This window comes from Mycobacterium seoulense (genome assembly GCF_010731595.1).
GTDB classification, from domain to species: domain Bacteria; phylum Actinomycetota; class Actinomycetes; order Mycobacteriales; family Mycobacteriaceae; genus Mycobacterium; species Mycobacterium seoulense.
The window spans coordinates 5,038,836-5,059,279 of sequence record NZ_AP022582.1 but is presented as its reverse complement, the minus strand read 5'-3'; the positions used below and the strand labels follow the sequence as shown (position 1 = coordinate 5,059,279).

General features: G+C 67.2%; 19 protein-coding genes. 9 read left to right on the top strand and 10 right to left on the bottom strand.

The genetic code is table 11. The features are described 5' to 3' along the window. The first annotated feature begins 52 nt into the window (after window positions 1-52). Complete coding sequence (locus tag G6N37_RS23510) at window positions 53-1,534, top strand: flavin-containing monooxygenase (protein WP_163683776.1); 1,482 nt, start codon at window positions 53-55, stop codon at window positions 1,532-1,534. Between the two features lie 3 nt (window positions 1,535-1,537). On the opposite strand, the gene G6N37_RS23505 is transcribed toward G6N37_RS23510, so the two are convergent. Together G6N37_RS23505 and G6N37_RS23500 are read right to left on the bottom strand one after the other, a co-directional pair. Next, window positions 1,538-2,692 carry a PPE family protein gene (locus tag G6N37_RS23505; RefSeq protein WP_456299213.1) on the bottom strand — a complete coding sequence of 385 codons (1,155 nt, stop codon included), beginning with the start codon at window positions 2,690-2,692 and terminating at the stop codon, window positions 1,538-1,540. 14 nt (window positions 2,693-2,706) lie between these two features. Next, window positions 2,707-3,009, bottom strand: coding sequence for a PE family protein (locus G6N37_RS23500; protein ID WP_083171674.1), 303 nt, complete (start codon window positions 3,007-3,009; stop codon window positions 2,707-2,709). A gap of 530 nt (window positions 3,010-3,539) precedes the next feature. On the opposite strand from G6N37_RS23500, the gene G6N37_RS23495 reads away from it, so the two are divergent. Together G6N37_RS23495 and G6N37_RS23490 are read left to right on the top strand one after the other, a co-directional pair. After that, entirely contained in the window at window positions 3,540-4,565 is a 1,026-nt protein-coding gene (locus G6N37_RS23495; protein ID WP_163683774.1) for an NAD(P)H-dependent glycerol-3-phosphate dehydrogenase, read from the top strand. A 242-nt stretch (window positions 4,566-4,807) separates the two neighbouring features. Next, window positions 4,808-6,358: a SulP family inorganic anion transporter gene (locus G6N37_RS23490; RefSeq protein ID WP_163683773.1), complete on the top strand. Its 1,551-nt coding sequence runs from the start codon at window positions 4,808-4,810 to the stop codon at window positions 6,356-6,358. 12 nt (window positions 6,359-6,370) lie between these two features. Here the strand turns inward: G6N37_RS23490 and G6N37_RS23485 are convergent, their stop codons facing one another. From G6N37_RS23485 to grcC1, 3 genes are all read right to left on the bottom strand, one after another. Beyond that, window positions 6,371-6,727, bottom strand: coding sequence for a type II toxin-antitoxin system HicB family antitoxin (locus tag G6N37_RS23485; protein WP_163683772.1), 357 nt, complete (start codon window positions 6,725-6,727; stop codon window positions 6,371-6,373). Window positions 6,728-6,877: 150 nt separating this feature from the next. Then, on the bottom strand, window positions 6,878-7,738 hold the full coding sequence (htpX, locus tag G6N37_RS23480) for a zinc metalloprotease HtpX (protein WP_163683771.1): 861 nt from the start codon (window positions 7,736-7,738) through the stop codon (window positions 6,878-6,880). Window positions 7,739-7,820: 82 nt separating this feature from the next. Further along, window positions 7,821-8,837 carry a nonaprenyl/(2E,6E)-farnesyl/geranylgeranyl diphosphat synthase gene (grcC1, locus tag G6N37_RS23475; RefSeq protein ID WP_163683770.1) on the bottom strand — a complete coding sequence of 339 codons (1,017 nt, stop codon included), beginning with the start codon at window positions 8,835-8,837 and terminating at the stop codon, window positions 7,821-7,823. A gap of 15 nt (window positions 8,838-8,852) precedes the next feature. Here grcC1 and menJ point away from each other — a divergent pair, with 15 nt between their 5' ends. Next, a complete protein-coding gene (menJ, locus tag G6N37_RS23470) occupies window positions 8,853-10,079 on the top strand; it encodes a menaquinone reductase (RefSeq protein ID WP_163683769.1) in 1,227 nt (408 codons plus the stop codon). Between the two features lie 103 nt (window positions 10,080-10,182). Continuing rightward, a complete protein-coding gene (locus tag G6N37_RS23465) occupies window positions 10,183-10,536 on the top strand; it encodes a DUF732 domain-containing protein (RefSeq protein WP_163683768.1) in 354 nt (117 codons plus the stop codon). Between the two features lie 7 nt (window positions 10,537-10,543). Here the strand turns inward: G6N37_RS23465 and G6N37_RS23460 are convergent, their stop codons facing one another. Next, complete coding sequence (locus G6N37_RS23460; protein ID WP_163683767.1) at window positions 10,544-11,236, bottom strand: demethylmenaquinone methyltransferase; 693 nt, start codon at window positions 11,234-11,236, stop codon at window positions 10,544-10,546. 55 nt (window positions 11,237-11,291) lie between these two features. On the opposite strand from G6N37_RS23460, the gene G6N37_RS23455 reads away from it, so the two are divergent. Then, window positions 11,292-12,116 carry an SDR family oxidoreductase gene (locus G6N37_RS23455; protein WP_163683766.1) on the top strand — a complete coding sequence of 275 codons (825 nt, stop codon included), beginning with the start codon at window positions 11,292-11,294 and terminating at the stop codon, window positions 12,114-12,116. A gap of 27 nt (window positions 12,117-12,143) precedes the next feature. Here G6N37_RS23455 and G6N37_RS23450 read toward each other — a convergent pair whose 3' ends face one another. From G6N37_RS23450 to G6N37_RS23440, 3 genes are all read right to left on the bottom strand, one after another. Then, a complete protein-coding gene (locus tag G6N37_RS23450; protein WP_232075171.1) occupies window positions 12,144-14,804 on the bottom strand; it encodes an ATP-binding protein in 2,661 nt (886 codons plus the stop codon). Window positions 14,805-14,984: 180 nt separating this feature from the next. Continuing rightward, the gene (locus G6N37_RS23445) at window positions 14,985-15,233 is read right to left on the bottom strand and encodes a hypothetical protein (RefSeq protein WP_163683765.1); all 249 of its coding nucleotides are present in this window, start codon (window positions 15,231-15,233) and stop codon (window positions 14,985-14,987) included. A 32-nt stretch (window positions 15,234-15,265) separates the two neighbouring features. Beyond that, window positions 15,266-17,869 carry a flavin-containing monooxygenase gene (locus G6N37_RS23440; RefSeq protein WP_163683764.1) on the bottom strand — a complete coding sequence of 868 codons (2,604 nt, stop codon included), beginning with the start codon at window positions 17,867-17,869 and terminating at the stop codon, window positions 15,266-15,268. Window positions 17,870-18,025: 156 nt separating this feature from the next. On the opposite strand from G6N37_RS23440, the gene G6N37_RS23435 reads away from it, so the two are divergent. From G6N37_RS23435 to G6N37_RS23425, 3 genes are all read left to right on the top strand, one after another. Continuing rightward, entirely contained in the window at window positions 18,026-18,481 is a 456-nt protein-coding gene (locus G6N37_RS23435; RefSeq protein WP_163683763.1) for a hypothetical protein, read from the top strand. Then, on the top strand, window positions 18,478-18,663 hold the full coding sequence (locus G6N37_RS23430; protein WP_232075170.1) for a cysteine peptidase family C39 domain-containing protein: 186 nt from the start codon (window positions 18,478-18,480) through the stop codon (window positions 18,661-18,663). The genes G6N37_RS23435 and G6N37_RS23430 overlap by 4 nt, the downstream gene beginning before the upstream one ends. A 245-nt stretch (window positions 18,664-18,908) precedes the next feature. Next, the gene (locus tag G6N37_RS23425; RefSeq protein ID WP_163683762.1) at window positions 18,909-19,670 is read left to right on the top strand and encodes an RNA polymerase sigma factor; all 762 of its coding nucleotides are present in this window, start codon (window positions 18,909-18,911) and stop codon (window positions 19,668-19,670) included. Window positions 19,671-19,682: 12 nt separating this feature from the next. Here G6N37_RS23425 and G6N37_RS23420 read toward each other — a convergent pair whose 3' ends face one another. Then, entirely contained in the window at window positions 19,683-20,309 is a 627-nt protein-coding gene (locus G6N37_RS23420; RefSeq protein WP_163683761.1) for an FHA domain-containing protein, read from the bottom strand. Window positions 20,310-20,444: the final 135 nt, after the last annotated feature.

Sequence of the window (20,444 nt, the reverse complement as noted above, 5' to 3'; positions counted from 1 at the left end):
CCGGTGGGTGCCTAATGTAGTGACCAGCCCCACGATGTGAGCGAGGTTCACGATGGCCCCTAGCGAAGCCGACTACTCCGACGTGATCATCGTCGGCGCCGGCATCTCCGGCATCGACGCGGCCTACCGGATCGGCGAGCGCAACCCGCAGCTGACGTACACCATCCTGGAACGGCGCGCGCAGATCGGCGGCACGTGGGACCTGTTCCGCTACCCGGGCGTGCGCTCGGACAGCAGCATCTTCACGCTGTCCTTCCCGTTCGAGCCGTGGACGCGGCAGGAGGGCGTGGCCGACGGTGTCCACATCCGCGAGTACCTGGTCGCCACGGCGCGCAAGTACGGCATCGATCGCCACATCCGATTCAACAGCTACGTGCGCTCAGCCGACTGGGACTCGTCCACCGACACCTGGACCGTCACGGTCGAGCAGGACGGGGTGCGGAAGCTTTTGCGCGGCCGATTCCTGTTCTTCGGCAGCGGTTACTACAACTACGACGAGGGGTACACACCCGACTTCCCCGGCATCGAAACGTTCGGCGGCGTCGTCGTGCACCCCCAGCACTGGCCGGAAGACCTCGACTACACCGGCAAGAAGATCGTGGTGATCGGCAGCGGGGCCACCGCGGTGACGCTGCTTCCGTCGCTGTCGGAGCGGGCCGCCAAAGTGACCATGCTGCAACGCTCGCCCACCTATCTCATCTCCGCATCGAAGTACGGCAAGGTCGCCGCCGTCGCGCGGAAAGTGCTGCCCCGCAAGCCGGCTCATCTCGTCGTCCGGATGTACAGCGCGCTCACCGAGGCGGTGTTCTTCGCGCTGTCCCGCAAGGCGCCGGGGTTGGTGCGCTGGCTGCTGCGGCGCAAGGCGATCAGTAGCCTGCCCGACGGGTACGACGTCGACACCCACTTCAAGCCGCGGTACAACCCGTGGGACCAGCGGATGTGCCTGATACCCGACGCCGACCTGTACAACGCCATCAGCGCCGGCCGCGCCGACGTGGTCACCGACCACATCGACCATTTCGACACGGGCGGCATCGCGCTGAAATCCGGCGGGCACCTCGACGCCGACATCATCGTCACCGCCACCGGCCTGCAGCTGCAGGCGCTGGGCGGGACCGCGATCAGCCTGGACGGCAACGAGATCAAGACCAACGACCGCTTCGTCTACAAGGCGCACATGCTCGAAGACGTGCCCAACCTGTTCTGGTGCGTCGGCTACACCAACGCTTCGTGGACCCTGCGCGCCGACATCACCGCCCGGGCAACCGCGAAGTTGCTGGCGCACATGGCCGCTCACGGCTACACGCATGCCTACCCGCATCGCGGCAACGAGCCGATGACCGAGAAGCCGTCGTGGGACATCAACGCCGGCTACGTGCTGCGGTCGGTGCATGCCCTGCCCAAGTCGGGAACCAGGCGGCCGTGGAACGTGCGGCAGAACTACCTGGCCGACGCCATCGACTACCGCTTCGACCGCATCGAAGAGGCGATGGTGTTCGGGCGGGCCGCCGACCGGGCGCCACTGGCCGGTTGAGCGCTAGCCGGCCGCCGGTGGTTTGGTCATGACCGACGGCTTGAACCCATACGTCGGAGTCTGACGCCAGCCGGTGTGCCCGGTCATTGGCCCAAAGGGCGCCATCGGGAAAGGGTGCAGCCCGTCGGCCGCGGCCGGGGCCGCGCTCGTCAGGGTTGTGACCCCCGGGTTGGTCACCGCGGTTACCGGGGCCCAGCTCGGCGGCACCGACAGTGCGCCGATCGGAAGCGCGCGCCCCAGCCCCGCCGCGGCCGACCCGGCGTTGCCCAGCCCGGCGCCGGCGGCGCCCAGCGCGTTGGTCCCACCCCCGGCGGCCTGAGCCGCCGACGAGGCGGCGGGTAGCAGGCCCTTTCCGAACGTGGTCATGGCCGTGATGCCATTGCTGATCTGCCCGAAGGATTGGGCGGTCTGAACCCCCACCTGTCCCGACGACACATACGGGACAACGTATTTCGAGTACATCGCGGCCATGTCGTCCAACGGTGTGTTCTCCGAAATCCACTCGTCGATCGGTTTGAGGTTGCCGAAGGTGGGGGTCGCGGGGTCGTTCGCCGCGACGTCTTGCGCACCGGTGTGGGCCGAATTGCCGACGGCTTTCGCCACCGCGGCGGCCTGCCGGGCCGATCCGGCCGGGTCGGTCACCTCCTCGGGCTCCGCGAAATCGGTCAGCTGGGTGGCGGTCGCGGAGGCCGCCACATAGCCATACATGGCCGCGGCGTCCTGAGCCCACATCTCGAAGTACTCCGCCTCGACGGTCGCGATGGCGGCGCTGTTCTGCCCCAAGACATTCGTCGCGATCAGCGACGCCAGCACGGCGCGGTTGGCCGCGATCACCGGCGGGGGCACCGTCAACCCGAACGCCGTCTCGTAGGCGGCCACGGCCGCGCCGGCCCGTTCGAAGGTCAGCTCGGCGCTTTCAGCGCTGCTGCGCAGCCAAGCCACATTGGTGGCGGCGGCCGCGGCCAGCGCCAGCGACGCCGGACCCAACCACGGCCCGCCGGTCAACGCGGAGATCACCGACCGGTACGACGCGGCGCTGGCGTGCAACTGCGCGGCCAGTTCAGCCCAGGCCGTCGCGGCCGCCAGCAACGAACCGACCCCCGGGCCGGTGTACATCCGCCCCGAGTTGATTTCCGGGGGCAACAGCGCGTAGTCCACGTTGGCTGACACGTTCAGAGCGCCGAAGCCGCGGCGTTGGCGGCCTCGGTGCCGGCATAGGAACCCGCACCCGACGCCAAGGCGGCGGCAAGCAGCTCGTGGATGGCAACGGCTCTGGCACTGAGGATCTGGTACCGCTGCGCGTGGACGGCGAAGCGCGCCGCCGTCAGGGCGGACACCTCGTCGGCAGCCGCGGGAACCACCGCGGTGGTGGGTCCGGCCGCCGCGGCATTGCCGGCACTCAACGCGGCGGTGATGGACTGCAGATTGCTGGCCGCCGCCGACAGCTTCTCCGGATCGACATTTACATAGGACACGCGGCTTCCCCTCTGGCGAATTGGACGATTGCCGCGAAACGCTATAAACACGGGTCGAGCGCATCAAGGCGACCGATGGCTCCGCAATCCCCGTGAGCTCGCCATTTTGGCAACGCTCACATTGATTTTTAATTTGCCGGCGGCGGCATTCTTTTCCGCGGGCCCACCGTCCGAACCGCCCCCGCAGTAGGCCCGTTGTCCAGGGCTTTCGACCCGCCCGCGCATCAGTCTTTTCCGCACAATTTGTGAGTTTGGCATGAACCGGACCGGCCCGCCGCGGCCCGGAATGGCAATGTTATGAAATGTCTATGTATTTCGACCTGCACGCGTTTATCGGGCCATGGGCGGCTGGTCGCGCATTCGCTGCCCATCCCCGGATAAATGCACTTTGTGAATTTCGCATGAAACGGGCGCAGGGCCGAGCGGAAGCTTCGCTGTCAGGCGTCCGCCGAGCCAAGGCCGCACTCGACGCGAATCGGTGCCGCGTGAACTGCTACTAAATGTGAGGTGTCGGCAATACGCTGATCGCCATGGCAGCTCAGATGCGCGAACCCAAAGTCGTTGTCCTCGGTGGCGGTTCCTGGGGAACCACGGTGGCGTCGATCTGTGCGCGCCGCGGACCGACGCTGCAGTGGGTGCGCTCGGAGGAGACGGCGAAGGACATCAACGAAAATCACCGCAACAGCCGCTACCTCGGCGACGATGCGGTGCTGAGCGACACGCTGCGCGCGACGACCGACTTCGCCGAGGCCGCGAACTCCGCCGACGTCGTGGTGATGGGCGTTCCCTCGCACGGCTTTCGGGGCGTGCTGACCGAGCTGGCCAGGGAACTGCGGCCTTGGGTTCCGGTGGTTTCGCTGGTCAAGGGGCTCGAGCAGGGCACCAACATGCGGATGTCGCAGATCATCGAGGAGGTGCTGCCCGGTCATCCGGCGGGCATCCTGGCGGGGCCGAACATCGCGCGCGAGGTCGGCGAGGGCTACGCCGCGGCGGCGGTGCTGGCCATGCCCGACCAGCATCTGGCGACCCGGCTGTCGGGGCTGTTCCGCACCCGGCGTTTCCGCGTGTACACCACCGACGACGTCATCGGGGTCGAGATGGCCGGCGCGCTGAAGAACGTCTACGCCATCTCCGTCGGGATGGGTTACTCGCTGGGCATCGGGGAGAACACCCGCGCGCTGGTGATCGCCCGTGCGCTGCGCGAGATGACGAAGCTGGGCGTGGCCATGGGCGGCAATCCCGAAACCTTCCCCGGCCTGGCCGGGCTGGGCGACCTCATCGTGACGTGCACCAGCCAGCGCAGCCGCAACCGCCACGTCGGTGAACAGCTGGGCGCCGGCAAGCCGATCGACGAGATCATCGCCTCGATGAACCAGGTCGCCGAGGGCGTCAAAGCCGCCAGCGTGATCATGGAGTTCGCCAACGAGTTCGGGCTGAACATGCCGATCGCCCGCGAAGTCGATGCGGTGATCAACCACGGTTCGACCGTCGAGGAGGCCTATCGGGGCCTGATCGCCGAGGTCCCCGGCCACGAGGTGCACGGCTCGGGGTTCTGACGGCCGTAGGACGCCGTCAAATTCAAATCTTTGCATTCTCTATGTGCCGAGCCCGTCCGCTTGACCGGCGTTTGCCAGCAAAATAGCGTCAGTCACGCAGCCAGGGGTTCCCGGCCAAGGTTCTGTGGGCCAGGCCGGGTTGTAACCGTTTGTGCGCCAAGTGTTTACGACGACGTAATGGCGCGCATGATGGGCCGGATATCGGAACATCCCCCGCAAACGCCTAACGAGGGACGCGCCCGATGCAAGACATCGAACAGCTCGGCAATCAACCTCACGACCAGACCACGAACCCACGCAAAGACCGGGTGCGATCGATCATCCGGCACGACCTGCCTGCGTCGCTCGTCGTTTTCCTGGTCGCACTCCCGTTGTCCTTGGGGATCGCGATCGCTTCCAACGCCCCCGTGCTCGCCGGCCTCATCGCCGCGATCGTCGGGGGCATCGTCGTCGGCGCCCTCGGCGGGTCACCGCTGCAAGTCAGCGGCCCCGCGGCGGGACTGACGGTCGTCGTCGCCGACCTGATCTCCGACTTCGGCTGGGGCGTAACCTGTTTGATCACCGTCGCCGCCGGCGCCCTGCAGGTCCTGTTCGGCCTCAGCCGCGTCGCGCGGGCGGCTCTGGCGATCTCACCGGTGGTGGTGCACGCCATGCTGGCGGGCATCGGCATCACGATCGCGCTGCAGCAAGCGCACGTGTTGCTCGGCGGAAAATCCAAGAGCACGGCCTGGCACAACCTCATCGGGCTGCCGGGCCAGCTCATCGGGGCGCACCGGCCGGGGGCCATCCTCGGCGTGCTGGTGATCGTCATCCTCGTCGGCTGGCGTTGGGTTCCGGCCAAGGTGCGCCGCATTCCGGGCCCACTGGTCGCGATCGTGGGCGTGACCGTGGTGTCGATCGTCTTCCCCTTCGACGTGCGCCGGATCGACCTGGACGGGTCGCCGCTGGACGCGTTGCAGCTGCCCGACCTCCCGCACGGCAACTGGGGTGCGGTTGCCATCGGGGTGATCACCGTCGCGCTCATCGCCAGCGTCGAGAGCCTGCTGTCGGCAGTGTCGGTCGACCGGATGCACAACGGGCCGCGCACCGACTTCAACCGCGAGCTGGTGGGACAGGGCGCCGCCAACATCGTCTCGGGCACCGTCGGCGGACTGCCGATCACCGGTGTCATCGTGCGCAGCTCAACCAATGTCAACGCGGGCGCCAAATCCCGCGCCTCGGCACTCCTGCACGGCGTGTGGATCCTGCTGTTCACGGTTCCGTTTGCGGAGTTGGTCGAAGAGATTCCCACGGCAGCGCTTGCCGGGCTGCTCATCGTCATCGGTATTCAGTTGCTCAAGCCGGCCCACATCGAGACCGCAATGAAGCACGGCGATCTCGCCGTGTACGTCGTGACCGCCGTCAGCGTCGTCTTCCTGAATCTCTTGCACGGCGTCATGATCGGCCTGGCGCTGGCCATCGCGCTGACCGGGTGGCGGGTGATCCGGGCCAAGGTCGAGGCCAAGCCGGTCGACGACGAATGGCAGGTGGTCATCGAAGGTGCGGCGTGCACCTTTCTGGCGCTCCCGCGATTGACCCGGGTGCTGGCCTCCATCCCCGCCGGAAGTGTTGTCACCGTGGACGTTTGGGTGCACTACCTGGATCACGCGGCGCATCAGGCGATCAGCGACTGGCAGCGCCAGCACGAGGCCAACGACGGCACGGTCCACATCCGGGGCAGGCTGGAAACGGGTCATTCGCCCCGCAGGGGAACAGAGCCCGTCGAACCCGAAAGGCCGGAAGCAGCCGCCTAATCGGGCGCCAAGCTAGTCATAGCCGGAGAGGCCGAAGGTTTCGCTGGGCGCCCGCCCGCTGAGTTTCTGGACTATCCACTGGTTCATCGGCACACCCTGCTCGATGGCTTCCAGCGCCAGGCGGGCATGCAGTTGTGGCGAGGTTCTGACAAGAAATTTCCCGCTGTAGCGCCGTTCGGAAAGCGGTTCGGGTGGCGATTCTCCGGTTGCCCGCAGGGCTTCCACGTGCTCCTTGACGGCGTCCTCGATGGCAGCCACGGCCTGGGGCGCCGTCGGCGCTTCGCGCCTCATGTAGGGCAATTCGATACACACGCCGAGGTATTCGTTGTAGTCGGGCAACCACTGCGCGCGGTAGGTGTAGCGGTCCACGCGGCATTTGATAGCACGGGCGATATCAAATCCGGGAGTCACTCATCCCCAGGGGCCTCGGCGCTCCAGGGCATGTGAAGCTTCGCGGATTTGATAGCGCGGGCGATATCAAAATCGGCAACGCCCGCATCCTTGCGGAGAGCGCCGACACTAGCCCCGCGCCATGGCCTCCAGCCGGCGGATACGATCCTCGATCGGCGGGTGCGTCGAGAACAGCGACCCGATCCGCTCACCCGCGCGGAACGGGTTGGCGATCATCAGGTGCGCCTGGCTGGCCAGCTGCGGCTCGGGCGGCAGGGGGGCGGCCTGCACACCGCCGGAGATCTTGCGCAGGGCCGAGGCCAGGGCCAGCGGATCACCGGTCAACACCGCGCCCGACTCGTCGGCCTGGTACTCCCGCGACCGGGACACCGCCAGCCGCACCACGGTCGCCGCGATCGGGCCCAGCAACGAAACCAGCAGCAGCGCAAAAGGATTCTCGCCGTCCCGGTTACCGCCGAACATGCCGGCCCACATGGCCATGTTGGCCAGGGCGGTGATGACCGAGGCCATCGCACCGGCGACGCAGGAAATCAGGATGTCGCGGTTGTAGACATGGGAGAGCTCGTGACCCAGCACCGCGCGCAACTCACGTTCGTTCAGGATCCCCAGAATGCCGGTGGTGCAGCAGACGGCCGCGTTGCGCGGGTTGCGCCCGGTCGCGAAGGCGTTGGGCGCGTTGGTGTCGCTGATGTAGAGGCGGGGCATGGGCTGGTGCGCGGCGGTGGCCAGCTCGCGCACGATCCGGTACATCACCGGCGCCTGCAGCTCGGACACCGGTTGCGCGTGCATCGCCCGCAACGCGAGCTTGTCGCTGTTGTAGTACGTGTAGATGTTCATCCCGACGGCGAACAGCACCGCCAGGAACATGGCCGTCCTGCCGAACAGCGACCCGACAAACACGATCAACGCGGACATACCGACCAACAGGGCGAAAGTCTTCAACCTGTTGGCTTGGGGATGCCAGGTCATCGGTGTCCTCCTCGGAGCACTCAGGAATTGACTACTACCGCCAATTGAACGTCCGAGACGGGCCGCCTAGTTCCGCGACTCGCTAGCCGTGGCGGCTGATGGTGTAGTCCACCAGCGTCTGCAGCGCGCGCCGGCCGGCGATGTCGGGCAAAAGCGCCAGCTCGGCGCGTGCCTGGGCCGCATATTCCGCCAGCGTCTGCTTGGCCTTCGCCATGCCGGGGGACGCCCGCAGCAGCGTCAGCGCCTCGGCCACCGCGTCGTCGTCGTCGATGGGGCCGGCCAGCAGCTCGCGCAGCCGCGCCGCGTCCGCCCCGGGTTCGCGCAGGGCGTAAAGCATCGGCAGCGTGTGCACGCCTTCGCGCACGTCGGTGCCGGGCAGCTTGCCCGACTCGTGCGAGTCGCTGTCGATGTCGATGATGTCGTCGGAGATCTGGAACGCGGTGCCCACGATGCCTCCGAGCCGGCTCAGCCGCTCGACCTGCTCGGCGTCGGCGCCCGAGAACATGGCGCCGAACCGGCCCGCCGCGGCGATCAGGCAGGCCGTCTTCTCGTACACCACCTTCAGGTAGTGCTCTATCGCGTCCGCCCCTTCGGGTGCTCCCGTCAAGCCACGCGTCTCGCGCATCTGGCCCGTCACCAGCTGGGCGAACGTCTCGGCGATCAGCCGCACCGCTTCCGGTCCCAGCCGGGAGACCAGCCGCGACGCCGTGGCGAAAAGGTAGTCCCCGGCCAGGATCGCGACGTTGTTCCCCCAGCGGACGTTCGCGGTCGGCGCGCCGCGGCGCACCTCCGCCTCGTCCATCACGTCGTCGTGGTAGAGCGTGGCCAGGTGGACCAGCTCGATGACCGCGCCGGCGATGGTCACGTCGTGCGCATCCGGATCCGGCCCGATCTGGGCGGACAGCACCGTGAACAACGGCCGGAATCGCTTGCCGCCGGCCTTGAATAGGTGCGTCAGCGAGTCGGTCATCACGTCGTCGGCGCTGCGCAGTTCGGTGTCCATGAGCTGCTCGATCCGCCCGACGCCGTCGCGCACGGCCGCCGCGAACGCGGCGTCGCCGAAGTCAACGCCCGCCACCACCGTCGCCGGAGTACTCACCCGACCAACATACTGGTGAGCGTGGAGACCAAAGCCGACCTGGTGGTCGTCGGCGCCGGACCGGCCGGCTCGGCGGCCGCCGCGTGGGCGGCACGCGCCGGCGGCGACGTGCTGGTCATCGACTCCGCGAGCTTTCCGCGGGACAAGCCATGCGGTGACGGGCTGACGCCGCGCGCGGTCGCCGAGTGCGAGCGCCTCGGGCTGGGCGACTGGCTGGACACCCGCATCCGGCATCGGGGCCTGCGGATGAGCGGGTTCGGCGGCGAGGTGGAAGTCGGCTGGCCGGGCCCGTCGTTTCCCTCGACCGGCAGTGCGGTGGCCCGAGTCGAGTTGGACGATCGGATCCGCAAGGTCGCCGAGGATTCCGGCGCCCGGATGATGTTGGGCACGAAAGCCGTTGCCGTACATCATGACTCGTCCAGGCGCGTGGTGTCGCTGACGTTGGCCGACGGCACGGAGGTGGGCTGCCGGCAGCTGATCGTGGCCGACGGGGCCCGGTCTTCGCTGGGCCGCAAGCTGGGGCGGCGTTGGCACCAGGAGACGGTGTACGGCGTCGCGGCCCGCGGCTATCTGGCCTCTGCGCGCGCCGACGACCCGTGGCTGACGTCACATCTGGAGCTGCGCTCCCCCGACGGCGCGGTGCTGCCGGGCTACGGCTGGATCTTCCCGCTCGGCAACGGCGAGGTGAACATCGGTGTCGGGGCGTTGTCGACATCGAAACGGCCGGCCGACCTGGCGCTGCGACCGCTGATCAACTACTACACCGACCTGCGCCGCGACGAGTGGGGCTTCGACGGGCCGCCGCGGGCCGTGTCGTCGGCGTTGCTGCCGATGGGCGGCGCGGTGTCCGGGGTGGCCGGGCCCAACTGGATGCTGATCGGCGACGCCGCGGCCTGCGTCAACCCGTTGAATGGCGAGGGCATCGACTACGGGATGGAGACGGGGCGGCTGGCCGCCCAGCTGCTGGACTGCCGCGACCTGTCGCGGGTGTGGCCGGCGCTGCTGCAGGAGCACTACGGCCGGGGGTTCTCGGTCGCCCGAAGGCTGGCGCTGCTGCTGACGTTCCAGCGGTTCCTGCCCGCGACGGGGCCGATCGCGATGCGCTCCCCGAGGCTGATGACGATCGCCGTGCGGGTGATGGCCAACCTCGTCACCGACGATGACGCCGACTGGGTGGCGCGGGCCTGGCGGGGCGCCGGACGGCTGTCCCGGCTGGTCGATCGCCGGGTGCCGTTCAGTTAAGCGCACCGCTCACGCCATTGACGTGCGCAAACGGCGTTGCGCCCCGATTACGGCCGGCGAGAATTTTCCGCACAGTTCGGGCGAGCGGTGTATAGTCCGGCTAATGAAGGGAACGAAGCTGGCTACTATCGGCGGCCTGGCCGCCGCCGCCATCGCGTTGGCCGCGCCGGCACTGGCCTCGCCGCCGCCGCCCAGCGACCAGGACGCCCCGTTCAAGAACACGGTCAACGGCTTCGGCATCTATCAGCCGCAGGACCAGCTGGCGTGGTTGGGCAAGATCACCTGCGAGCGGATCGGCAGGGGCGTGGACGGCGACCCGTACAAGTCGGCCAATTTCATTCAGCGCAACCTCCCGCGGGGTACCACGCAGGGGCAGGCGTTCCAGTTCCTCGGGGCCGCGGTGGACCACTACTGCCCCGACCAGGTCGGCTTCGTGCAGCGGGCCGGTACCCACTAGGGCGTTCTCAGCGCAGCGGCTTGTAGCCCGCGTGTAGGGCGACGATTCCGCCGGTCAGGTTGCGCCACCGCACCGCCGCCCATCCGGCCCCCGCGATTTCGCGCGCCAGGTTTGCCTGGTCGGGCCAGGCCCTGATCGACTCCGCGAGGTACACGTACGCGTCCGGGTTGCTGGACACCGCGCGCGCCACCCGCGGCAGCGCCCGCATCAAGTACTCCTTGTAGGCGGTGGCGAACAGCGCATTGGTCGGCGTGGAGAATTCGCACACCACCAATCGGCCGCCCGGCCGGGTGACCCGAGCCATCTCACGCAGCGCCGCCTTCGGGTCGACGACGTTGCGCAACCCGAAACTGATTGTGACGGCGTCGAATACGTCGTCACCAAACGGCAGCCGGGTCGCGTCGGCGGCGACCTTCGGCACGTCGCGAGCCGCACCCGCCGCGAGCATCCCCACCGAGAAGTCGGCCGCCACACACCATGCCCCGGACTTCTGCAGCTCGACGGTGGATACCGCCGTGCCCGCGGCGAGGTCCAGCACCTGCTGGCCCGGCCCGATGTCCAGCGCCGACCGGGTGGCTTTCCGCCAGTACCGGTCCTGACCCAGCGACAGCACGGTGTTGGTCACGTCGTAGCGGCGGGCCACGCCGTCGAACATCGACGCGACGTCCCGGGGGTCCTTGTCCAAGGCCGCGCGACTCATGAAGGAGACGCTACCTCTCGGGAATTAGCAGGCGCCATCGGCGTTGCAACGCTGCGTGACTGAAAAAGTTTGGTTTATCACCGGTACATCGCGCGGTTTCGGACGGGCATGGACGATCGCGGCGCTGGAGCGCGGCGACAAAGTGGCGGCCACGGCCCGCAACACGGCCTCACTCGACGACCTGGCCGAGAAATACGGCGACGCGCTGCTGCCGATCCGGTTGGACGTCACGGATCGAGACGCCGACTTCGCCGCGGTCAAGCAGGCGCACGACCACTTCGGGCGCCTGGACATCGTGGTGAACAACGCCGGCTACGGGCAGTTCGGGTTCGTCGAAGAGCTCTCCGAGCGTGACGCACGCGACCAGATCGAAACGAACGTCTTTGGGGCGCTGTGGATCACCCAGGCCGCGCTGCCGTACCTGCGCGCGCAGCGCAGCGGGCACATCATCCAGGTGTCCTCGATCGGGGGCATCACCGCGTTCCCCTTGGTCGGCATGTACCACGCGTCCAAGTGGGCGCTCGAGGGCTTCTCACAGGCGCTGGCGCAGGAGGTCGCCCCGTTCGGGGTGCACGTCACGCTGATCGAGCCGGGCGGTTTCGACACCGACTGGGCGGGAGATTCCGCCAGGCACGCCGATCCGCTGCCGGCCTACGACGACGTTCGCGCCGCCGTGCAGGCCGAGCGCAGCAAGCGCTGGGCCAGCCCGGGCAACCCGGAGGCATCCGCCGCGGCGCTCCTGAAGGTCGTCGACGCCGAAAAGCCGCCACTGCGAGTGTTTTTCGGCGCGTCCCCGCTGGAAACGGCCAAGGCCGACTATGAGAACCGGCTACGCACCTGGGCGAAATGGCAGCCGGTCGCCGAGCTCGCGCAGGGCTGATCGGCCCGGGGCCCTCTCGCCGACGGTCTATTCCGAGACGGCGTTCAGGTCCATTCGGGCTTGGTCGATTTGCTCATATGCGTACGTCACCATTTCGGCGATGGTCATCGCTTCTCCCTTGCGGGTGAGCGATTCGTAGCTTTGGTTGCCTAGAACATCGCGCAGGTGGGTGATAGCGGTGCTGACTTCCGATGCGTTGAGGGGATCGAATGCGAAACCGGCGATGATGGCCGCCGGTTTGAGGCGCCCGCGGCGGTCGAGGAGTACCGCGAGAGTCGCCAGGGCGAAACGGATATATGCGACATTGCCAGCGTCGTGGAAGTTGCGAATTGCCAGAGTGATGTGATCTAGGGCCGCCACCGGGTCGCCGTGATCGGCCTCAAGCCGAGACAAAACGGTTGCCAGCAGTGATTCGGCCGCGCGGCTACCGCTGTCTTGGGCGATCACCAGTCCCCGGCGCAGCGCTTCTAGCGCGCGGGCGGGGTCAGCGTCGCGGAAGGCGAAGCCGTAGGCGTAGAGCGCGTTCGCGAGCGCCCACGGGTTGTGGGTGGCTTCGGCGGCGTAGACCAGCCCGTTAGCGGCGGCCCTCGCTTCCGCACCGGCCCCGGCGACCGCCAGTCCGACCACCAGCATCGCCTGGGTGACCGTATGGGTGTCGCGGCCGCGTGCGAGCTGGGCGCGGCACCAGTCGACGTTTCGTTCGGGCTGGCCGATGAACGGGTAGACAGCGGTGAGCGCGCCCTCGGCGCCGATCTGCACCTGGCCGCCACCATCGATCACTGTCTGGCCGGCGTCGGCATGGCCGACAGCCTCCTCGATCCGGCCAGTCCAGTAGCACTGTGCCGCGTTCACGTACAGCGTCGCGAGCCGGGGATGGTCGAGGGCGCGGGCGGGCTCGATGAGCTCCTCGGCCCAGGCCATTGGCTCATAATTGGCGACCAGAGCGCCGAGGAGCGCCGCATAGGCGGCGATGGCGGCAGCGGTGTCCAGATCGGCTTGGTCCGCGGCCCACCGAAACGCGGTGCGCAGATTGGCCAGCTCGACGCTGAACCAGGCGTAGGCCTCATGTTGGCGGGGGCTGTCCCACAGGGCCATGATGTCGGCTTCACGTCCGGCGAAGTACCTCGAGTGGGCGGCCCGGATCTCGAACGCTTCCCCGCGAGCGACGAGTTGGTCCTCGGCGAACTGGCGGATCGTTTCGAGCATCGAATATCGGGTCCGCCCCGACGACCGGTCGGCGACCAGCAGCGATTTGTGCACCAGGGCGTCGAGCAGGTCGAGGACGGCATAGTCGTCACCGGAACCCATGACCGCACAGGCGCTTTGGAGGTCGAATCCCCCGGCGAACACCGAGCACCGCTCCAGCAGCACCTTTTCCGCCTCATCGAGGTGCTCGTAGGACCATGCCACCGCATGGCGCAGGGTTTGGTGGCGGGACAGGCCACGCCGGGCGCCGACCAGCAGCCGGAACCGCTGATCAAGACGGTCTCGCACTTCACCGGCGGTCATGGATGCCATCCGCGAGGCCGCCAGCTCGATTGCCAACGGGATCCCATCCAGCCTGCGGCAGATTTCCACCACCGCGTCCATCGCGTCGGGCTGCGTTAGCGAGAAGTCCGTGACGACGCTTCGGGCACGGTCGACGAAAAGTGTCACCGCGGCGGAATCGGCTCCCGAGTTGACGTCAAGCGACGGGACGCGCCACAACTGTTCTTCGCTGACGCCCAACCCTTCGCGGCTGGTCGCCAGGATCGTCACCGTCGCCGAGGCGCCGAGGATCGCCTCGACCAGGTCCGCGACACTGTCGACAACGTGCTCGCAGTTGTCGAACACCAACAGCCGGACTCTGCCCTCCAACGCGGACGCCACCGACTCGGTCACTGTTTTTCCCGGTTGCTGGGTAATCCCCAACACCGCCGCCACCGCGTCGGCGACCGCCGCGGGGTCGGTGACGGCGGCCAGCTCGAAAAACCAAGCCCCGTCGGGGAACTCATCAGCCAGCCGCACCGCCACCTCGGTTGCCAGGCGCGTCTTTCCGACCCCGCCCACCCCGGTCAACGTCACGAGGCGATGAGCCTTCACAGCGGCTTGAACCTTTGCGGCCTCGGACTCGCGGCCGATGAAGCTGGTCGCCTGGGGGCGTAGATTTCCGGGACTCGAATCAAGTGCACGCAACGCGGGAAATTCCGAGCGCAGGCCGGAGGCTTGGACCTGGAACAGGTGAAGCGGAGTCGGGAGATCCCGCAACCGGCGGGGTCCCAGATCGATGAGATCGACGCCGGTGATAAGACCCGCCGTCGAGTCGGCCAAGAGGATCTGACCGCCGTGTCCGGCGGCCATCACCCGTGCGGCCCGATTCAGAACCGCTCCGAGATAATCGCCGTCTCTCAGATCGGCTTCGCCGGTCGCCAGCCCCATCCGCACCGGCAGTTCCAGCTGCTGCTGCGCGGCGACTGCGGCATCAACGGCACTCCTGGGCGATGAGAACGCGGCACACACACCGTCGCCGGTGTGCTTGAACATGAAGCCGCCGTGCCCGCCGATCGCAGAGCGCAGCACCGCGTCATGAACGGCGAGGGCGATCCGCATAGCGCCCGCGTCGGCCTCCCACCGACGGGTCGAACCCTCGATGTCGGTGAACAGAAACGTCACCACCCCAGAAGGCGGGTCCCCTGCGGACACCCGCACAGGATGTCACACCGACCCCACCGCCACTCAGCAAACGGCGACAAACCCCGCGGACGTCAGGGGTCATTAGTGATGCCCAAAGCCCCGCCGCACCGGTCTCGTTCCGTGGAAGCCCTCACCGAGCTGAGCGGTCCGGCCACGCTGCCAATCGAATTCGACCCGATGTAGCTGACACCGTGACTATCGCGCGGCGCGGATGACGAAGGCGTCTATGCCCTCGTCATAATCGACCGATTCATCCACGAACAGTTCGCCAACCGAGTGACCGTCCTCAGCGACTGCAATGAAAGTCGCTTCCTCCGGGTCGTAAGTCACCGACCCTTGCACGAACATCGCTGCGACCTCGTGCCCATCGGCCCCGAATATCACAAGCTTCAATCCTCCCGCATCCTTGACGTACTGCGCCGCTTCCGCACGCGTCGTGACCATCCTTGCCGAATCCCTTCTGTGCTGCACAGCCGTTACGACGCTGGCTGCGAAACCCTTGTCTCCGCGAAGAATCGGCGCAGGGCGTCCGCCATCTGCGCGCGTACCGGTGCGCCTGAGATGACCACGTCGACCATCGCCGGCGACTGGTGGGTGTGGCCGCGCGCGCACACATACTTCGTCGGGACGCCGGCCGCTTTGAGCGCGGCGGCGTACGCCTCGCCGTCGTCACGCACGGGATCGAACTCCGCCGTGACGACGATCGCCGGCGGCAGCCCGGACAGATCGGCGGCAAGCAAGGGCGCGAAGCGGGGATCGCTGCGATCCGCCACGTCGATGTAGTGGTCGTAGAACCACTGCATCAAAGGCGTCGTCAGCCCATAGCCGTCCGCATTCTCGGCGAAGGATGCGCGCACCGTATCGCCGGACGTGCACGGCGCCAACAACACCTGCCCGACGATGTTCGGTCCGCCCAGGTCCCGCGCTAGCTGGCATACCACCGCCGCGATCCCGCCGCCCGCACTCCAGCCGCACACCGCGAGCTCCCCCGGTATGCCGCCGAGCGCCCGGGCGTTGTCGGCGACCCACCGCACCGCGGCCATGCCGTCATCGACCGCCGCAGGGAAGCGGTGCTCGGGCGCATGCCGGTAGTCCACCGAGATGAGCGCCGCGCCGCTGCGCACGCAAAGGTCCCGGCACAGCGGATCATCCGAGATGGCGTCGCCCAGAACATAGCCGCCGCCATGGAAATACACGACGATCGGGTGCGGGCCCGGGGTCGGCGGCCGGTAAAGCCGGTACGCCAAATCGCCTGCAGCGCCTGGCAGCACACCGTCGACGATCTCGCCGACGTCCGGTCCCGGCGGCAGGGCCTCTGACATCTGCGCGTAGAACGCACGGGCATCCGCCACGGGCATCGATTCCATCGGCGGCAGATCCAGCGCCACCGCCTCCATGAGGACCATCTCGACGTCCGGTTGCAACCGGCGCACCACTCCGTCGGTGCACCGCGACCCGTCGGGACCAGACAGCCGGAAGCCCAAGTAATCGCGGGCGACCACCTCGTCGCAGCTGAGGCGATAGAAGTCGACGCCCGCGCAGTAGGGCAGGAAAACCCGTGGCTTGCCCGGCACATTGGCGCCCATGTACCAGGAGTTCGCGGCCGGGTAGAGGGTGATGTCGGCGCAGTCGTTGACGTGTTGAGTCCACCCGGCCTCGGCCATTTCGGTGGGCTCGATGACATCGAAGCCGCCCGCACCCAGGTAACCGAGGCAATCGAGCACCCAGTCCGCGTGCGTTTCGATCGACACGGCCATATTCGACAGCACCGAGGGACTCCCAGGACCGGTGATGAAAAACAGATTGGGAAAGCCGACCGTGGTCAACCCGAGGTAAGTCTGCGGCCCGTTCGCCCATTTGTCCTTCAGCGACAAGTCGTTACGGCCCCTGAAGTCGACGGCCGTTATCGCACCCGTCACGGCGTCGAAACCGGTGGCGAAGACGATCGCGTCGAAGGTGAACGACTCGCCGGCGGTATCGATGCCGGTTTCCGTGACCTGTCGGATCGGATGTTTCCGGACGTTGACCAGGCGCACGTGCGGCAAGTTGTAAGTGGCGTAATAGTTCGTGTCCAGGCAGGGCCGTTTCGTTCCGATGGGGTGATCGGTTGGGCACAGATCGGCCGCCGTCTGCGGATCGTCGACGATGGAGCGGATCTTGTTCCGGAAGAACTCGGCGAACTCGTGGTTGGCCGCGGGATTGCTCAACACGTCGGCGAAAACAGTGAACGTGTCGAACAGCAGGCCACCCTCCCACGCGCGCTCAAAGCGTTCTTGTCGTTCGGACTCCGAGACGCTGAATGTCGGGACGATGCTGCGTTCCCCTGGAATGCCGCCCCACGACACCCGCGCCGCCGCGCGGTATTCCGACTCATTCGCGAGTTGCGCGAGCTTCTCGGGCGACAACGGACCATTGCGCGCCGGGATCGAAAAATTCGGCGTGCGCTGAAACACCACCAGCTCTCGCGCTTCCTGGGCGATGACCGGAATCGATTGAACGCCAGAAGAACCCGTGCCGATCACTGCCACCCGCTTACCCGTGAAATCGACCCGCTCGTGTGGCCAGCGGTTGGTGAAGTAGACCTCACCGGCGAACCGCTCGAGTCCGTCGATCTCGGCCGGCTTGGGCATGGAGAGACAGCCCGTGGCCATCACGACGAAACGCGAGGTGACGTCGCCGCCGTCGGTCCGCACACGCCATAGCGACGCATCGTCGTCCCAGCGTGCCTGCTGGACCCGCGTCGAGAAGGTGATGTGGCGGCGCAGGTCGTGCTTGTCGGCGACATGGTTCAGATAACGCAGGATCTCCGGCTGGGTGGCGTACTTCTCCGACCACTGCCAGTCACGCCGCCAGTCGGGATCGAAGCTGAACATGTAGTCGACGCTCGGCACATCGACCCGGGCGCCCGGATACCGGTTCCAGTACCACGTGCCGCCGATGTCGTCGGCCGCCTCGAATACGCGAAATCGATATCCGGCGCGGCTGAGGCGATAGGCGAGATAAAGGCCTGCGATACCTGCGCCCACTACGACGACGTCGACGTCCGGCGTCGGTCGGTCTGTCCCGGCTGTATCGGTCATCATCCGATCATCACGCCATGGCGACCGGCTGTCATGGATACCGCACTACTTGATTCGCTACCGAGCATCCCCGAAATGTGTCACCGTTTCGCGCCGCTGGAGCTCCCACCCGTGAGAGTGGCCCTTCTGGGACCGACCGGCAGATAGGAGCGACGGATGAAAACCGAGCGAAATGGCGACGACGGCGAGACCCGGCATGAGCCGGCGTTTCGTGAGCGATGGCGCGACCGCCAATCCGCGGCGAGCCGCCCCGGTGAACTGATCAAGCAGCAGGAGCGGACCGAGGCGGGACTCGTCATGCTCGGTGTGCTGTTGGCAGCCGGCGCTCTGATCGCCGGCACGGTCAGCATTGCGCGGACCGAGGCGCTGCCGGCCGTCACGCAAGGCATGACTGTCACGGCGAGCCGTGCCGGCGACATACCGCCTGCCCGGGGTGCTGCCGTCCAATTTCGGGATGCTTCCGGCACAACGCACGGCGCCGTCGTCGTCGACGTGACCGCGACCGAGGTGAAGGCCGAGTTGGACCGGCCCGTTTCGGCGCCGTCCGGTGAACTTGTTGTTCCGCAAGGACGGCAGCGGCTGATCAGCGTGTTAATGCCGAGGCTGCGGTGAAGGGGTGGGGGCGCGCGATCCCCTATATCGCGCAAGCAGAGATGGCCGACTGCGGTGCCGCCGCGCTTGCCATGGCGCTCGGCTATCACGGCCGCCACGTTTCGCTCGCCGAGATGCACGAGGCCACCGGGACCGGGCGCGACGGTGTCGACGCCCTGCGGCTCGCCTGGACGTCGACATGACGCTCGACTTTCTCGAGCACCTGGTGGACCTGCCGTACGCGTTCTTCCTCAAGCGCTCGTCGGGCGACCTGATGATGCGATTGCGCAGGCGGTGGTCGTAGCCGTGCTGCAGGTACCCGAGTCGGCCCACCGGCCCTTGCCAAACAGACCCTTACCAAACGGATAGGAAACCCTTCCCTTTCGGGAGCGGAAACTGGCCTCCGCGGTAATTACGCGATCACCTGCGATCGCCGAGCATTTCAGTCATGACTTTCACGACCACACTGCCGAACCGCCCCATCGTGAGCGACGCCGACCTCGCCCGCGCGGCGGCGGCCGGCGATCGCGCGGCGTTGGCCGCGATCTACAACCGCTACGCCGCCCCACTGCACGCCTACTGCGTCGGCATGCTGCGCGATCGGCACGCGGCCTCTGACTGCGTGCAAGAGGTCTTCTGCACCGCGACGACGGAGTTGCCGAAGCTTCGTGACGCGGACAAGCTCAGGCCGTGGCTCTACGCCATCGCCCGTCGCAGCGCGCTGCGCGCCCTGTCCGAACGCCGCCGCGAGGCCGCCTCCGACGAGTTGCCCGACAATGCGGCCACCGGTCCGGGGCCGTTTACGCTCACGGCCCAGAACGAACTCCGTCAACTGATCGCCCAGGCGGCCGGCGGATTGTCCGAGCGCGACCGCCACGTGCTGGAGCTCGCCTACCGCCGTGGCATGACCGGAGCCGAGCTCGCGCAGACGCTCGGCATGAGCTATGACTCGACCAAGAAGCTGCTGCAGCGGCTGCGCGACACCATCGAACGCTCGTTGGGGGCGCTGTTGGTGGCCCGCCGCGCTCCCCGGAACGGATGCCCGCGCCTGGCCGCGGAGCTGTCCGGCTGGGACGAACAGTTCACCGTCCTGATGCGGAAACGCATTGCGCGCCATATCGAGTCGTGCTCCACATGCGACGAATACCGCCGCAGCGCCCTCAACGCCGTCGCCATGCTCGGCGGCGGGGTGCTCGACAAGGTCTCCTAGTCACGCGGCCGCTCACCGTTGCCGTGGACGACGCTCACGCAGCATGGAGCGGTTGACAGCCCCGAGCCGGATGGCCGCGTTGGCCAGCCGGACTCGACGATCTCCATCGGCGTTGATACCGAACTTGTCGTACAGGTGTTGCAGATGTTGCTTGACGGCTGCCTCCGTAACGAACAGCTCCTGGGCCATCTGACGAACCGACGCGGGCTCGGGAAACGGGTCATCGGAGACGAAAGGCCGACACAACACCTTGAGGACGTCGAGCTCGCGCTGGGTCATCCGAGGCGGTCGCAAGATGGACTTGCCAGTTTCGGTTTCTTGCTCACCCGGCGCTTCGCCGGCCCCCCTTGTCATCCAGAAGATCAACCGTGAACTGCCGAGCCGTAATTCGTCTCCAGAACGCAGGATCCGTTCTGCGGCGATCTTTTCTCCGTTGACATAGGTCCCATTGCGGCTACCTAGATCCCGCACGGACCACGCTTGCCCGAAGTTCTCCAAGACGGCGTGCACGCGGGACACGGTCGGGTCGTGCTCCAATGACACGGCATTGGTCAAGGCCTTGCCGAGGGTCATTCGTTCACCGCTCAGCGCGATCAGCTCCCGTCCCGATGGTTTCCAAACCTCCAAGTGGGAAGACATACTGACCCCTCCTATCAGGCCAATCCTGCCCTGCGACTCAGAGCTTGGCCGGCATCGCCCATTCATCGACGCAGCCGGTGATCAAGTCGCCGACCTTGCCCCGCCGATCCGGCACCAAACTTGGATGTTAGAGCG

Excerpts from the sequence above, each read along its gene's own strand:
- G6N37_RS23510 (WP_163683776.1), top strand. The coding sequence starts at position 53 with ATGGCCCCTAGCGAAGCCGACTACTCCGACGTGATCATCGTCGGCGCC.
- G6N37_RS23465 (WP_163683768.1), top strand. The coding sequence starts at position 10,183 with ATGAAGGGAACGAAGCTGGCTACTATCGGCGGCCTGGCCGCCGCCGCC.
- G6N37_RS23460 (WP_163683767.1), bottom strand. The coding sequence starts at position 11,236 with ATGAGTCGCGCGGCCTTGGACAAGGACCCCCGGGACGTCGCGTCGATG.
- G6N37_RS23440 (WP_163683764.1), bottom strand. The coding sequence starts at position 17,869 with ATGACCGATACAGCCGGGACAGACCGACCGACGCCGGACGTCGACGTC.
- G6N37_RS23425 (WP_163683762.1), top strand. The coding sequence starts at position 18,909 with ATGACTTTCACGACCACACTGCCGAACCGCCCCATCGTGAGCGACGCC.
- G6N37_RS23420 (WP_163683761.1), bottom strand. The coding sequence starts at position 20,309 with ATGTCTTCCCACTTGGAGGTTTGGAAACCATCGGGACGGGAGCTGATC.
- G6N37_RS23445 (WP_163683765.1), bottom strand. The coding sequence starts at position 15,233 with ATGGTCACGACGCGTGCGGAAGCGGCGCAGTACGTCAAGGATGCGGGA.
- G6N37_RS23495 (WP_163683774.1), top strand. The coding sequence starts at position 3,540 with ATGGCAGCTCAGATGCGCGAACCCAAAGTCGTTGTCCTCGGTGGCGGT.
- G6N37_RS23435 (WP_163683763.1), top strand. The coding sequence starts at position 18,026 with ATGAAAACCGAGCGAAATGGCGACGACGGCGAGACCCGGCATGAGCCG.
- G6N37_RS23490 (WP_163683773.1), top strand. The coding sequence starts at position 4,808 with ATGCAAGACATCGAACAGCTCGGCAATCAACCTCACGACCAGACCACG.
- htpX (WP_163683771.1), bottom strand. The coding sequence starts at position 7,738 with ATGACCTGGCATCCCCAAGCCAACAGGTTGAAGACTTTCGCCCTGTTG.